The 13,482-nt window shown below is 58.0% G+C and carries 15 protein-coding genes; 11 read left to right on the top strand and 4 right to left on the bottom strand.

Annotated elements, in window-relative coordinates:
* A partial coding sequence (locus tag BG57_RS29650) for an MFS transporter (protein ID WP_035970657.1) occupies positions 1-297 on the bottom strand: 297 nt, incomplete at its 3' end.
* The gene (locus BG57_RS29645; RefSeq protein WP_052006085.1) at positions 294-638 is read right to left on the bottom strand and encodes an alcohol dehydrogenase catalytic domain-containing protein; all 345 of its coding nucleotides are present in this window, start codon (positions 636-638) and stop codon (positions 294-296) included. The genes BG57_RS29645 and BG57_RS29650, both read right to left, overlap by 4 nt.
* A gap of 118 nt (positions 639-756) precedes the next feature.
* On the opposite strand from BG57_RS29645, the gene BG57_RS29640 reads away from it, so the two are divergent.
* From BG57_RS29640 to BG57_RS29635, 3 genes are all read left to right on the top strand, one after another.
* Positions 757-1,674 (top strand): LysR family transcriptional regulator, encoded by a 918-nt coding sequence (locus BG57_RS29640; RefSeq protein ID WP_035970656.1) that lies wholly within the window; start codon positions 757-759, stop codon positions 1,672-1,674.
* A gap of 216 nt (positions 1,675-1,890) precedes the next feature.
* Entirely contained in the window at positions 1,891-2,079 is a 189-nt protein-coding gene (locus tag BG57_RS34020) for a GNAT family N-acetyltransferase (RefSeq protein WP_229754130.1), read from the top strand.
* A 9-nt stretch (positions 2,080-2,088) separates the two neighbouring features.
* Positions 2,089-2,481, top strand: coding sequence for a GNAT family N-acetyltransferase (locus tag BG57_RS29635; protein ID WP_229754131.1), 393 nt, complete (start codon positions 2,089-2,091; stop codon positions 2,479-2,481).
* 576 nt (positions 2,482-3,057) lie between these two features.
* On the opposite strand, the gene BG57_RS32115 is transcribed toward BG57_RS29635, so the two are convergent.
* Positions 3,058-3,561 carry a YbhB/YbcL family Raf kinase inhibitor-like protein gene (locus BG57_RS32115; RefSeq protein ID WP_229754133.1) on the bottom strand — a complete coding sequence of 168 codons (504 nt, stop codon included), beginning with the start codon at positions 3,559-3,561 and terminating at the stop codon, positions 3,058-3,060.
* A 41-nt stretch (positions 3,562-3,602) separates the two neighbouring features.
* A complete protein-coding gene (locus BG57_RS29630; RefSeq protein ID WP_035970654.1) occupies positions 3,603-4,331 on the bottom strand; it encodes a fumarylacetoacetate hydrolase family protein in 729 nt (242 codons plus the stop codon).
* 189 nt (positions 4,332-4,520) lie between these two features.
* Here BG57_RS29630 and BG57_RS29625 point away from each other — a divergent pair, with 189 nt between their 5' ends.
* The 8 genes from BG57_RS29625 to BG57_RS33205 all read left to right on the top strand — a co-directional run bounded on the left by BG57_RS29625 (position 4,521) and on the right by BG57_RS33205 (position 13,456).
* A complete protein-coding gene (locus BG57_RS29625) occupies positions 4,521-5,447 on the top strand; it encodes a LysR family transcriptional regulator (RefSeq protein WP_052006084.1) in 927 nt (308 codons plus the stop codon).
* Complete coding sequence (locus tag BG57_RS29620) at positions 5,444-6,355, top strand: amidohydrolase family protein (protein WP_081851034.1); 912 nt, start codon at positions 5,444-5,446, stop codon at positions 6,353-6,355. Before BG57_RS29625 ends, BG57_RS29620 begins: the two co-directional genes overlap by 4 nt.
* Before the next feature lie 155 nt (positions 6,356-6,510).
* Positions 6,511-7,527: a TRAP transporter substrate-binding protein gene (locus tag BG57_RS29615; protein ID WP_035970653.1), complete on the top strand. Its 1,017-nt coding sequence runs from the start codon at positions 6,511-6,513 to the stop codon at positions 7,525-7,527.
* On the top strand, positions 7,520-9,448 hold the full coding sequence (locus tag BG57_RS29610) for a TRAP transporter large permease (protein WP_052006082.1): 1,929 nt from the start codon (positions 7,520-7,522) through the stop codon (positions 9,446-9,448). Before BG57_RS29615 ends, BG57_RS29610 begins: the two co-directional genes overlap by 8 nt.
* A gap of 60 nt (positions 9,449-9,508) precedes the next feature.
* Positions 9,509-10,402, top strand: a complete 894-nt coding sequence (locus tag BG57_RS29605; RefSeq protein ID WP_035970651.1) for a dihydrodipicolinate synthase family protein — start codon at positions 9,509-9,511, stop codon at positions 10,400-10,402.
* A gap of 52 nt (positions 10,403-10,454) precedes the next feature.
* Positions 10,455-11,423, top strand: a complete 969-nt coding sequence (locus BG57_RS29600; RefSeq protein ID WP_035970650.1) for a TAXI family TRAP transporter solute-binding subunit — start codon at positions 10,455-10,457, stop codon at positions 11,421-11,423.
* A gap of 274 nt (positions 11,424-11,697) precedes the next feature.
* Entirely contained in the window at positions 11,698-12,645 is a 948-nt protein-coding gene (locus BG57_RS29595) for a helix-turn-helix transcriptional regulator (protein WP_229754132.1), read from the top strand.
* A 577-nt stretch (positions 12,646-13,222) separates the two neighbouring features.
* Positions 13,223-13,456 (top strand): hypothetical protein, encoded by a 234-nt coding sequence (locus tag BG57_RS33205; RefSeq protein WP_160174771.1) that lies wholly within the window; start codon positions 13,223-13,225, stop codon positions 13,454-13,456.
* The last annotated feature ends 26 nt before the right edge of the window (positions 13,457-13,482 follow it).

Raw genomic sequence — 13,482 nt, 5'->3', positions numbered from 1 at the left:
GGACGGCGCGCATGCCGCAAGCACGCCTCCGGCCGTGAAGATCACGAGGCCCAACAACAGGAGCGGTTTGCGACCGTACGCATCGGACAAGGGTCCGTAGACGAGGGGACCGATGACGAAGCCGGCCATGAACAAACTTAGCGTGAAGCCGGCGGCGCTGCGCGTCGCGTGCAACGTATCGCCGATTTCGCCGAGCGCGGGAAGCGCCATGTCGATTGAGATCGGCGGCAGCGCGGCTAGCCCGCCGAGGAAGATGGCGAAGAGAAGCGACGCAGGCGCGAGGCGCGCGTCTTTCATGGCGTCAGCACGACACGGCCCGGCGTGCCTGCTTCGACGGCGCGGTAGGCGGCGACTGCCTCGGCGAGCGAGAACGAGCCGGTGTCGCCGCCCGAGCCCCATACCTCCCTCCCGATCCATTGCTCTGGACCGTCGATGACGACGCCCGAATAATCGCGGCCCGGCGTGCGCGGCAACGTCGTCTGACTCATCCGTCCGGCGACGTTCTTTACGTCACTCGGATTGATGGATGCCGCGCGCATCTCCACTATGGCGATCCCCGGTGTCGCACCGAGCGCCGGCTGATTCGCGACGAAGAGGACATCCGGCTTGCCGTGGCGGTCAAATCTGAGCGCTTTCATGACGACTATCGGTCCGTGACTGGTTAAGATGGGGCGATTATTCGCGATCGCAGCAATGCCAAAAAGAGCCACGGCGGCATAGAATCTTTGCGTCAAGTGGAAAGTAAGACGGCAAACGATGACGGATCAGATCAACGACATGCGCGCTTTCGCGCAGATGGTCGACGCGGGTAGCCTGTCGGCAGCGGCGCGCGCGACCGATTCCTCCCCCGCGGCAATGAGCCGGCGGCTCGCGGCCCTGGAGCGGCGGCTGGGCGTGCGCCTCGTCACGCGCACCTCGCGCCGCTTCGAGTTGACGGCGGAAGGCGCTCAGTTCCATGAGCGGGTGCGAGCCATTCTCGTGGCCGTGGAGGAAGCGCAGGCCGAGGCGAGCGCGCAGTCGCACATGCCGCGCGGACTGTTGCGCGTAGGCGCTCCGTCGGAGATCGGACGCAAGCAGATTGCGCCCATCGTCACCGCGTTTTCCGAGCGGTATCCGGAAGTCGAAGTGCGGCTCGTGCTGTCGGATGTGGGGCTCGACGTGATCGATGACAATCTGGATGTCGCGCTGCGTATCGGCTTGCCGGCGGATACGGGCGTCATCGCGAAGAAACTGTTGTCGAGCAGGCGAGTCGTCGTCGCGTCGCCGGACTATCTCGCGCGACACGGCACACCGCGCAGGCCCGCGGATCTTGCCGCGCACGATTGCATTCGGCTCGTGCGCGGACAGCGTGTGTTCGACCGCTGGCGTCTCCTCCAAGATGGAGAACCGCGCGATGTGCTCGTGAGCGGAAGACTCTCGACCGCGAGCGGCGAAGTGCTGCACGACTGGGCGCGTGACGGGCGCGGTCTCGCGCTCAAGGCCCTGTGGGACATCCAGGACGACCTCGAAACGGGCACGCTTGTCGAATGTCTGGCGGACTACCACTGCGACCCGATCGAACTTTACGCCGTCTTCGCGAGCCGCCGGCATTTGCCGCCGCGCGTGCGGGTGTTCCTCGACTTCATGTCAGAGGCCCTTGGAAGTGCGACGACCGTCGCTTTATCGGATCATTAAGCAAAAGGCCATCCGGCTACGAATGCCTAGCTCTGTCCTTTCGATGTTCGATTGATGTCGCCAACGACTGCGGCCAGACCTATCAAAGTTGTTCTTCTTTACGACCGTAAGCTGACGGTCATGTTAGCAGCGCATGGGGCGATTGAATTGCGATCGTCGAGCGGTTGGACATGCTTGCGAACGCGAGGGACGCAGCTTCAAGGTAGGATTGTCGCAATGAACGATTCCTGGAACTGCCACATGCCAATTGAGTCAGATCGCCTGATCTTGCGACCATGGAAGGAGGAAGACCGGCAGCCATTTGCGGACATGTCGGCTGACAAAGGCGTCATGGAGCATCTGCCGCCGCTCACCGCCCGTGATGCGTATCACACGTGGATCGACCGCCAAATCGAAAGCCAGTAAAAGCACCGCATGTGCTTCTGGGCGGTCGAGGCCAAGCAAGATGGGGCGTTCGTCGGCGCGGTCGGCCTACTTCCCGTTAATTATGAGGCCCATTTCACGCCGGCGGTGGAAGTTGGCTGGCGTATCGCACGGCGCTTCTGGGGCCTCGGCTACGCACCCGAAGCCGCCGCAGCCGCAATCCGCTTCGGCTTCGAGTCGCTTCGATTGCCCGAGATTGTGGCCAACGCGGGTACAGCCAATGAAAAATCCATGCGGGTCATGGCGAAGCTAGGAATGCTACGCGACAAAAATGGCGATTTCGACCATCCGCTGATTCCCGAAGGTAATGTACTGCGCCGCCAAGTTCTATACCGGCTTACTCGGAGCCAATGGCTCGCACGGTCCGCGACACCCAGCGCTTGAAACCGAATCGTCGTTACCGCGTCGCTATTTATGCGATTTCTCAGCCACGCTCGGAGTAGTCTTGAAAGACCTAAGGCGCTAGCATGATGGGCGCTCCCGTCCCTGAAGTGGTTGATACGCACGTCCGCTTTGGCACGCAGATGTCGTTTCGGGTGGGGGCGTCCATCCCATTGCCTTGAGGCCTCTCGCTCGCAAATCTAGGTTGGACTGACTGCTTAGAAGATGGTTGTCTGGCCCAAGCTGTCGACCCCATTGCGGTCCTTCACTTGGCGTGGCCGGAAAGGCCGCCCTTTGGGTTTCGTTGGAGTGCGTTGCGATGGCCGCGGCGTCTTGAGGTTGAGCGCGCGACGCTGCGGCGAAGGGTGGTCGGAGGGCGGGCCTAGCCGAGTAAAAGCGACTTTGCAAGCAGGCGAATGCCCAGACTCTTTGTCGCATCTTACTAATGAAAACTGGGAAGCCTGACGCGAGGCCTCTTTCGGCAGATATGAAAACGTTGCTCGCCATTACCGCGCGAGGCGGTGGGGGTTGGGTCTACGCGCCCCGAAGCAGCACTGAAGATTGCGGATCGTCGACACTTCATCGGGTTGCCGTTGCAATTGTCTCCGCCCTACCAAGCACGAAACCGCTCGACAGTAGAGCCATCATGGCAGGCGTGGCAGCTTCCGGAAGTTCAAGATAGGGCACGCTGAGGGCGGTGACGGTAATGCGGTATCTGTGGCGAGTCCCCTCCGGGGGACAAACTCCGCCGAACCGGGGGGCGCCTGCATCATTGCGCACCATCTCTGCTCCCCGCGGTAAGCTTGACGACCCCACCCCCGCGCCTTCTTGAAGCGTATTTACGTTGGGGGAGATGTTAGCGACCGCCCAATGCCACCAACCGAATCCGGTTCTGGCATCGATGTCGTTGATCGTCAATGTCAAGCTTTGTGTACCGGCCGGTGGATCAGTCCAGCGGACCGCAGGAGATAGATTACGGCCCGTGCACGAACCCGTTGAAGAGAATTGCGCGTCGCTGAGCTGCCCGTCTTGGAGGCTCGGTAACCAGACGGAGAAGGTGCCTGCTTGCGCCCCTATCGACATGCTGGCGCAGGCGGCCAGCGACATACCGCAAATAATCGTTTTCATTCACCTGGACCCGTCGCCACTGCGCTAGCCAGCTTCGGCCCCACGCGAAACTCGAACTCGGCTAACCCTTCGACACCACCTGATACAACATCGCCGGGACGCAACGGACCGACACCAGCGGGCGTGCCCGAGAAAATGATGTCGCCCGGTTTCAGAACTATCGATTGCGAGACGTACCTCACGACGTCGGGAACCGGCCAGACCATTGCGCTCAGATTGCTCTCTTGCTTAGCCTCGCCATTGACGGCGAGCCAGATCCGACCGGTCGACGGGTGACCGATTTGACTCACTGGGCGAAGCTGCGTAATCGGGGCGGACGCGTCGAACGCTTTCGCCCAGTCCCACGGGCGGCGTTGTGCCTTGGCTTCCGCCTGAAGGTCTCGACGCGTCAGATCAACCCCGACCGCATAACCCCATACATGTGTTAATGCCTGCTCTCTCGTTACGTCGAAGCCTTCTTCACCTATCGCAATCACCATCTCGATCTCGAACTGAAAGTCCGACGTGAGCGGCGGGTACGGCACAACGCCTGTAGCTTCAATCACGGCGTCCGCAGGCTTTTGAAAAAAGAACGGCGGCTCTTTGTCCGGGTCGCCACCCATTTCCCTAGCATGCTCCGCGTAATTCCGGCCCACGCAGAACACGCGACGAACTGGAAAGCGATCGTCCCGACCCGCGATACTGATCGAAGTAATTTCCGGGGGCACAACAGCATATCGAGGCATCTCTCAAGTCTCCAATAGAACCGAGATGCCATTTTGTGACGTCAACGCTGCCTACGATCGCTCATCGTTGAAAAATCCAAGAAAAAGACAAGTCCGGCACTGTGCCTCAACGCGCAGCGCTCAATACACTGTGCCCGTGAGCAATCTGTGGCGTCGCGAGGAAAGCGCCGCGGGTAGTGAGGTAAAAACTTGAAACGTGAGAATCTTGGAGCGTTGATCCACTTTGAGGCTGTCGCCCGGCTCGGAAGCTTTACGAGCGCCGCAGTGGAATTGAACCTGAGTCAAGGAGCGGTCAGCCAGCAAGTACGCGCGCTCGAGCTACGGCTCGGCCGGGCGCTGCTGCTCCGAGAGCATGCGCGATTGCGTCTCACGGCGGAGGGGAAGCGCTTACTGCCGGCGGTCCAATTGGCGCTCACACTAGTATCGGATGCGTGGGCGGAGGTTCAGGATCGAAGAGAACGTCGGATCCTTAAGCTGGCTGCACTACCGACTTTCGCGTCATATTGGCTGATTCCCAAGATTGCCGCGTTCCGTGCGACGCACCTGAACATTGAGTTGGAGGTGCATAGCCTACCAGCAGATTTCGTGAGGGACAGTCATTTCCCCAAGCTCGACAACGTCGCGGCCGATATCGCGTTCACATATGGAGACGGCGCCTGGTCCGGCATGCAGTCGCTGCGGCTCTTCGACGAACGCATGCTGCTCGCGTGTTCGCCTCGGTACCTCGCTGCGCACCCGATTACGAAGATAGAACACCTCGCGTCCGCAACGCTGATACAACACACGACCCGTCCGAACATGTGGCAAGAATGGGCTAATCAGCACGGCCCGCGAAGTTTAGCCGCAGCAGACGGCCCCCGCTTCGAGCATTTTTTCATGATTGCTCAAGCAGCGCGCGCCGACATCGGCGTCGCGTTGCTTCCTGAGTTTGTACTAAACCGCGAGCTAGCCAGCGGTGCACTCGTTCGTATCCTTCCTCATTCCGTGGCAACCCGAATGTCCTACCACGCAGTCTGGACCAAGGCGGCCGAAGACAACGTTTTGCTGCATACCTTGCTCGCGTGGCTTACGAGCACGTCCTCTCGGTGCAGTGAACCAACCCGACAATCCTCATGACTTCGTCCCCCCCATTATCGAAAACAGGCATCCCGGGCGCCCCATTGTGCGCGGCCCCTTTGAAGACAGTGAGCGCTCCCCGGATAGCACTTCCACCGCTAGCTTGCGATAGTCATCTGCACATACTCGGGCCCGCGAACCAGTATCCCTATGCAGCCGAGCGGATATATACGCCGCCAGATTGCCTGCTCAGCGACTACGAACAAGTCAAACAGGTGTTAGGCATCGAGCGTTGCGTTTTGGTCCAACCAAGTGTTTATGGGACTGACAACCGGGTGCTACTCGACGCGTTAGGACAGGTAGGCAATGCGGCCCGTGGGATAGTCGTCCTTGGCGAAGACGTCACTGCGAGCCAGATAGGCGAACTCTCGGCGCAGCGAGTTGTAGGCGTGCGTGTGAATCTGGTCGATGTGAAGGATGCGAGCGGCAAACTTCCCGTTGAGCAGTTGCAGCGGCTTGCAGATCGTGTGGGACCGCTAGGATGGCATCTCGAATTGCTAATGCACGTCGACGAACATCCTAACCTGTATGAGTCGTTGCGAGACTTGGGTGTTCAAATCGTCTTCGGGCATATGGGTTACATGAACCGCGGCGCGTCGCACCGGTCAGAAGGCATGGCCGCAATGGTAGCGCTCATGCGCAGCGGTCGCGCGTGGACGAAGCTTACTGCACCCTACCGATTCGACGACGGCCCCGACTACCTAAGGGCGCGAGTCACCGCGCAGTGGCTGATTGCGCAATGCCCTGACCGTTTAGTCTGGGGTTCGGATTGGCCGCACGTGATGGTGTCCGAAGCGCGGATGCCAGACGACGGGGACTTGATTAATCATGCGCTCGAATGGGCAAGCAACGATGTTCTACGTCGAGCGATATTCTCGGCCAACGCTGAGCACCTCTACGGTTGGTGACTGCTCTCGCGGGCCAGGCTATTAGTTTAACTAATGCGTGATGCAGTTTTTCTGCCTGCGTTGCTACCGACGTCGCCATAGAATTATCAAAACCGCGATGCAAAACCCAATTAGTCAATAAAACAAGCTAACGATCAGTTAGCACAGGAGACGTTATGAGTGAGATTTCCCGTCGAAGCTTCGTCGCAACCGCTATATCGGCTCTTGCCGCGCCGCTGGCGCTGGGCACATTTGCATCTCGCGCGTGGGCTGCGACACCGAACTATACCCTTAAGCTCGCCTTCGCCGATACCACGAACCATCCCGTGTACGGGGTTCTACGTCGCTTCGCTGACAACGTCCGCGCCAAAACCAACGGCGCCGTCGACGTCCAGGTGTTCAGCATTGGACAGCTAGGAAGTGGCGCAAACATAATGACCGGATTACAGACCGGCATCATTGATCTGTGCGCCCATACATCCGGCTTTATCGATACCACCTTCCCGCAATTCCAGGTTGTCGACCTACCGTTCTTGTTCCCAGACGCGCGAACAGCCGAAAAGGTGTTGGACGGGACCGCCGGTTCCAAGCTTCTGGACCTTATGCCGCAGAAAGGTATCTACGGCCTAGGGTTTGGGCACTGGGGCTGGCGGGTCGTTTCAACGGTTGATCGCAAGGTTCCACGGCCCGGTGACATGCATGGAATGAAGGTGCGGGTGCAGCCCGGGGCAATCTTCGCTTCGACGTTTCGTGCACTCGGGGCCAGTCCAACGGCGATCGATTTGACGGAGGTCTACCTCGCCCTCTCGCAAGGCGTTGTCGATGCAGTTGAAACACCGATGATCTCCGTCGCCGCGACCAAACAGGACGAAGTAGTCAAAATCATCAATCAGACCAACCACGTCTACAACGCTGGCGTGCTGATGGCTAGTAAGTCACGGTTTGATACGCTCCCAGCCAATGTTCAAGGTGCCATTCGGGCGGCGAGTCGAGAAATGACGGCAGACTGGCGCAACACGGTTGCTGTGAAGAGTACCGAGGCGCAGCAGGCGATGCAGAAGAAAGGCCTGGAGGTAGTTCAGATCGACCGTAATCAATACTTAAGCGCGACGAGTTCGGTCTATCAGCAATTTAGACCTGTCGTCGGCGCGGCTCTGTTCGATGCAGTAATGAAGGAGGCGGGTCATGCATGAGCAAAGCGATCTGATGCCACCCCATCGTACCGTCGTGTCCGACGCGGGCCACGATGCAGTGGGTGCATCAAGCGCGGGCACCTCCTTCCTAAGCCCTTTCGTAAACGGCATCGATAAAAGCTTTCGAGCCATCTTAGTCGTCAGCTTGGTTACCGAACTGCTTATCATAGTGAGCGAGATCGGTTCCCGGTTGTTTCTCAAGGAGTCGATCCTCTGGTCCGACGAGGCCGCCAAAATGTTCCTCTCATTAATCAGCTTCGTCGGCGGACCGCTGGCATATCGCGCGCGCCTACACACCACAGTGGAGGCCCTGACCGCTAAATTGAGTGAGCAGTCTCGGAAGCGAATTGCTATTGGAATAGACGCCCTTATCCTGTTGACTTCGGCGATCGTGGCATGGGCGTGTGTCGACTTCCTTGCTATCTCGTCCCTGTCTGAGACGCCTATCCTCCAGCTCAATTCTGCATGGCTCGTTGCGCCGTTAATGGTCGGCATGGTGCTTTCTGTCATCTTCGCGCTTGAGCGCCTCGTCACAATGTATCCGTGGCGCGAGTGCGTCGGCGTGGTGGCTGTCATTGCCGGCAGCGTCGTTGCTCTCTATGCCCTGCGCTCAAGTTCCCCCGTCTTCAGCGGAGGGTCGGCGCTAGCAATTATGCTGGGTGTCTTCCTGGGCGCGGTTTTGATCGGCGTACCGGTCGCATTCGCAATGTTGCTAGGTTCGGTGTTGTACCTGTTCTTCAGTGGAAGTGCGCCCCTCGTTGCGGTCGCTCAAAACACGTTCGATGGCACGGGCAACTTCGTCCTGCTTACCCTGCCGTTTTTCATCTGGGCCGGGCTGGTCATGGAGAAAGGTGGGATCAGTCTGCGACTTGTGCGATTTGCCATGAGCCTGGTGGGTCACCTGCGCGGCGGCTTACTTCAGGTTGTCGTGTTGAGCATCTATATGGTGTCCGGCATATCTGGATCCAAGATCGCGGACGTCGTTGCCGTGGGTTCGGTACTTCGCCGAGAGCTCAAGAACCAAGGTTACTCGTCCGAACGCGCGGCGGCAGTCCTCGCTTCGTCTGCCGCCATGTCAGAGACAATTCCGCCCAGCATCGCCATGCTGGTGCTCGGCTCTGTAGCGCCTATCTCGGTAGGCACTCTCTTTGTAGCGGGGCTGGTTCCGGCCGCAGCAATCGCCTCGATCCTAATCGCACTCAATTACGTACTCTCTCTGCGCGCGAAGCAGAAGACAAGCGCGCGGACCTCGTTAGCGGAGCGTTGGACATCATTTCGCAGCGCGATCCTGCCACTCGTGATGCCTGTTCTTATGGTGGTTGGAATCAGATTTGGTTTGGCAACCCCGACAGAGATATCCGCGATTGCCGTAGTTTATGGCATTGGTTTGTCTGTCGTTTCCTATCGCACCCTGTCCGTTCGATCACTGGTAAATATTGCGACAGAATGTTGCTTGATGGGTGGAATGGTTCTTTTCATCATCGCGGCCGCGTTCTCGTTTGGGTGGACGCTCACCGCTGCGGGCGTGCCGACGCAGCTCGGCATGCTTCTGCACGGGATGAGCAACAGCCGCATATTCTTTATCATCGCATCCATTGTACTGCTCGTTGTCGTAGGCTCACTCCTTGAGGGTCTACCAGCACTGATTATCCTGGCGCCCCTGCTTATCCCAATCGCAGCGCAATACGGCATTAACGCCGTCCACTACAGCATGATCATCATACTGGCGATGGGTGTGGGTATCTTTATGCCGCCGATCGGCATTGGATTTTATGTCTCCTGCGCCGTATCGGAGAGTCGCCTCGAAGGAACGGCCAGAGCGATGCTTCCCTATCTGGTTGCACTGGTCGCAGGCATTCTTCTCGTCGCATTTCTGCCGTCGTTGACACTGTTTCTCCCGAGAGTATTCGCGGGTCACTAGCAAGACCAATACTAGAACGTACGGCGTAACGAATTAAGTCTCTTTCCTATAGGACTACATATGAGTGATTGTATTTCGGGAGTTTGGGTACCTGTGGCTACTCCTTTTGACGAAGAGGGGTCTGTCGACTACGACATGTTCTCCGCGCACGCTCATTGGCTACTCTCCGAAGGCGTAGACGGCCTCGCGATTTTGGGAACAACGAGCGAAGCCAATTCGCTAAGCGTCGACGAAAGGCTGTCGGCGATGCGTACGCTCATTGACATGGGAGTCGAACCGGCAAGGCTCCTTCCTGGGACCGGATCTTGTTCAATTACTGACGCTGTTCGCATGACTACAGCAGCGGTTGACGCAGGATGTCCGGGGGTATTGGTGCTCCCCCCGTTCTACTATAAGGGGTTGAGCGACGATGCCCTGTTCACGTTCTACAGCGAGCTCATCGAGAAGGTCAATCGCGACGCACTGCGGATCTACCTCTATCACATCCCCCAGTTTTCACAGGTCGGCTTCAGCATCGAGTTGGTCCGACGCCTAGTTCACGCGTTTCCGAACGTTATTGCAGGGCTCAAGGACAGCTCCGGGGATATTTCGAATACGCTAGCAATGCTTGAAGCCTTCCCATCAATGCACATTTTCCCTGGGTCCGAAGCGTTCCTTCTAGAGTGTCTACGCGCGGGAGCGGCCGGCTGTATTACGGCCAGTGGTAACGCCAATCCGCGCGCAATCTGCGACCTCTACGCCTCCTGGCGTGAAGACACCGCTGATGCGAAACAGGAGACAGTGACGCGCTTCCGAAAGATCGTGGAACAGTTTCCACTGATCCCGGGCGTCAAAGCGCTTGTTGCGCGTCGGGCCGCCAACGCGTCCTGGCGGCATATGCGTACTCCGCTTCAGGCGCTGACAGGCGAGCAAGAGGCCCGATTGGCAGATGCGCTACGAGCAAGCGGCTTCTGACGCGCGATGACACATCCAACCCCCTAAACGACCGTCGATCGCGTACATTCTCATGAAAAGAAGACTATGGCTTGGAGCATCAGCGGCGCTGCTTGCTGGATGCACAACTGGCACGGGCCGGATCGCAGGACCAAGTAAGACTCGGTTGTTACTGGGCACCTCCCCACCTGGCGGAGGCTTCACACCTTTTGGCGATGCGCTCGCGGCAACTGTCAATGAGCGAGACGATGCCGTGGCAATCGAGCCTGTGTTCACGAAAGGCACCACTGAAAACATACCGATGCTTGAGTCGGGCCGTCTCTCGCTCGGACTGGCCGGAGGGGAGCCAACCTTCGAGGCGCTGTCCGGCGTCGGCCGGGCGCCTGCCGCGCTAAAGATCATCGCGCCGATGTACTCATCTGCGGGCATGTTCATCGTACCCGGCACTTCCACTGCTCACCACATTTCCGACCTTCGTGGCAAGCCGGTCGTGTTCGGAGCGGTAGGCTCCGGCCTGGTCGTGCTGGCGCGCTACGTATTGAGCGGCATTGGCTTGGATATGAACAAGGACTTCCAATCCATTCTCGTTGAACGCGATGATCTGGCGCTAGCGATGCTGAACGACGGCAGGGCGGCCGCACTCTGGGGTGGTGGCATTGCTTGGCCGGCGTTTTCAACGTTGTCGCAAAGCGCATCAGGCGCTCGCTTCATCGTTCCCGACGAACAGGAGAGTGCAGCCATATTGACGCGTTATCCGTTCCTTAAGCGGCTGACCGTTGCACCGCAGACCTACGCACTTCAGACAACACTGATTACGTCGATTGGCAGCTGGTCTGTCATTCTGGCTCGTGCGGACATGAGTAACCGCCTGGCTTACGGGCTTGCCAAAGCGGTCCATGAAGGGGAATCCGCCATGGCACGTCGAGTCGCCTCCGGAAGAGAGACAAAATCAATCAACACGTGGATCGCCGCCCCGCGAAAGGACGACATACACCCCGGCGTTCTGGAGTACCTCAGTGACGCCGGCTTGACAGCCCCTTGATCTTTTGAATCAGAGTTATCATCGGAGGTTGGCTCATCGCATGGCAGGCACGCCGCCAGCCATAGATTTCGACGTCAAACCCGCGCCCCAACCTTCGGATCCCGGGCAACGCGTGCGAGCCCCAAATCGACTGCCTTTGGGAGCGAACTCCGTTGACTCGTGTTCCTGCAAATGTGTTGGACCAGCCGAATTGCCAGCCTTCGTCCGCACAACACCGCAAACGCAATGAAAGAGGCGCGCGGTCAACAATTGCTAATCTGAATGAGGTTTGAACGTGGCGCTCGATATAAAGCCCCAAGTGGAGACGTACAGCCTCGTTGAGCGTTCTAAACACGTCGACTTCGACATCAAGTCAGAAGGAGGGAACGACCTGCTGCACCTTCCTCACCGGCACGCGTACTTCCAAATAAAGATTGGCCTGGCCGGTGAGTACGACCAGCATATTGGCGGTGCCCGCCGTCCGTTTCGGCGTGGTTCGCTGAGTTTCGTGCTTCCCTATCGCATCCATTTGGTGCCGCATCCACCAGGCGCTCGCTTCTTCATGGTGAGCTTTTCGCAAGCGTTCCTTTTCCCTGACCTTGAGTTAGATTCGCTGGACTTGGAAGATGCCGACCTGTCCAAGCATCCGGAACTCGCCCCTTTCATTTTTCAAGAGTATCTGGACTTTCACTTGGACGAAACGGAGCTGTCGGTTGCCGAGACCATACTAAGCAATATGCTTCACGAGCACGAGCACCGCAACTTTGCCTCACTTGGGCTCATTCGCGGCTACCTATTGCAACTTGTCTGTAGTGTGTCCAACAAGTATGCCAACGAACTCACGTCACTCGCCCGTAGAAGCGGGCAACTTCAAGGACGCATCGATGCGATGCAGCGTTTGTCGCGGTACATCAGAACGAATCTTAGCGAGAAAATCACGCTCACGGAGGCGGCGTCGGCAGCGCACCTTTCGCCCAATTATCTCGCACATCTGATCAAACGGCGCACGGGAACGACGTTCGTCGAATTGGTGACTGAGCGTCGGATGGAGGCAGCGTTAGATCTGTTGAGCCATTCGAACATGCGAATCGACCAGATCTCTGGTCTGTGTGGCTTCAGCGACCAGGCTTATTTCACACGGAAGTTTTCAGACCGCTTCGGCATGAGTCCCCGAGCCTACCGCGACCATCTTGGGCAGCACGCGACGCTCGCACGGACATCTTCACCCTCCAGCAGTTTGTAACGACACTGCGGAAAATGCCATGACCTTCATCGCGAGGGTTGAGACCGTCAAGGATGAACGCAAAGAAGTGGCGCTCCAGCGGTGGATGCGCAGAAACTGGCGACGCACCCACCACCTCTACCTTCGTTTGGCAGTCTCGCGTCTATAGGCCTCTGCCATCCACTGACTTACTGTTTCTCGCGTTCGAAGAACGTCGATAATCGCACTCCGCATGACAGACAAGACGCCTTTGATGCGAATGGCTGGCGTGGACATAATAACGCTCCGAAAGATCTGCAAGATGTCAGCGACGCGTGCTGGTGACTATTGAGACCGCAATACCGCAGTCCCGAAAGAAGATCTTGAAAGAACGCTCCAACTCCAACTTGAGCAGGCCAATCAGACGATCCATTGTAATTTTCCTCGTCAAACCAAATGTGTGGAACTGCAAATTTGTTTGTCACTACTCTAGGTGTACGACGGCTGAATTGGCAGTCACGGATTTGCGTTTTTCTTGTGGAAATCAAAGGTATTGACGATCTAGCAAGAGGGACGAAGACTGCGAGAATCGGACCCGTATGCGACGCGCAGGAACTCCTTGGAAACATACAAAGAAAACTTTGATTCGTCCAAGTTGCAGTCAGTGGTGTGCGGTATCGTCCATCCTTCTGTTCATGACCTCTTGGGCGCCTATATGCGAACATTTGCAATTTCCCTTTGCTGTGCTTTGCTCGTCGGGACAACCGTGAAATCGGCGGTAGCGGCTGGCCCATCAGAAGATGCTGCTATGGCCGCGGTCGCCAAAGCCGAGATGGTTGCAACATCACTTTAGGCTGTGCAAAGACAGAAGTGTCCTTC

It is taken from the genome of Caballeronia grimmiae (assembly GCF_000698555.1).
GTDB classification, from domain to species: Bacteria; Pseudomonadota; Gammaproteobacteria; order Burkholderiales; family Burkholderiaceae; genus Caballeronia; species Caballeronia grimmiae.
This window is presented reverse-complemented; position numbering and strand designations above follow the sequence as displayed.

Excerpts from the sequence above, each read along its gene's own strand:
- BG57_RS29600 (WP_035970650.1), top strand. The coding sequence starts at position 10,455 with ATGAAAAGAAGACTATGGCTTGGAGCATCAGCGGCGCTGCTTGCTGGA.
- BG57_RS29615 (WP_035970653.1), top strand. The coding sequence starts at position 6,511 with ATGAGTGAGATTTCCCGTCGAAGCTTCGTCGCAACCGCTATATCGGCT.
- BG57_RS32115 (WP_229754133.1), bottom strand. The coding sequence starts at position 3,561 with ATGTCGATAGGGGCGCAAGCAGGCACCTTCTCCGTCTGGTTACCGAGC.
- BG57_RS29635 (WP_229754131.1), top strand. The coding sequence starts at position 2,089 with ATGTGCTTCTGGGCGGTCGAGGCCAAGCAAGATGGGGCGTTCGTCGGC.
- BG57_RS29605 (WP_035970651.1), top strand. The coding sequence starts at position 9,509 with ATGAGTGATTGTATTTCGGGAGTTTGGGTACCTGTGGCTACTCCTTTT.
- BG57_RS29620 (WP_081851034.1), top strand. The coding sequence starts at position 5,444 with ATGACTTCGTCCCCCCCATTATCGAAAACAGGCATCCCGGGCGCCCCA.
- BG57_RS29645 (WP_052006085.1), bottom strand. The coding sequence starts at position 638 with ATGAAAGCGCTCAGATTTGACCGCCACGGCAAGCCGGATGTCCTCTTC.
- BG57_RS34020 (WP_229754130.1), top strand. The coding sequence starts at position 1,891 with ATGAACGATTCCTGGAACTGCCACATGCCAATTGAGTCAGATCGCCTG.
- BG57_RS29610 (WP_052006082.1), top strand. The coding sequence starts at position 7,520 with ATGCATGAGCAAAGCGATCTGATGCCACCCCATCGTACCGTCGTGTCC.
- BG57_RS29640 (WP_035970656.1), top strand. The coding sequence starts at position 757 with ATGACGGATCAGATCAACGACATGCGCGCTTTCGCGCAGATGGTCGAC.
- BG57_RS29630 (WP_035970654.1), bottom strand. The coding sequence starts at position 4,331 with ATGCCTCGATATGCTGTTGTGCCCCCGGAAATTACTTCGATCAGTATC.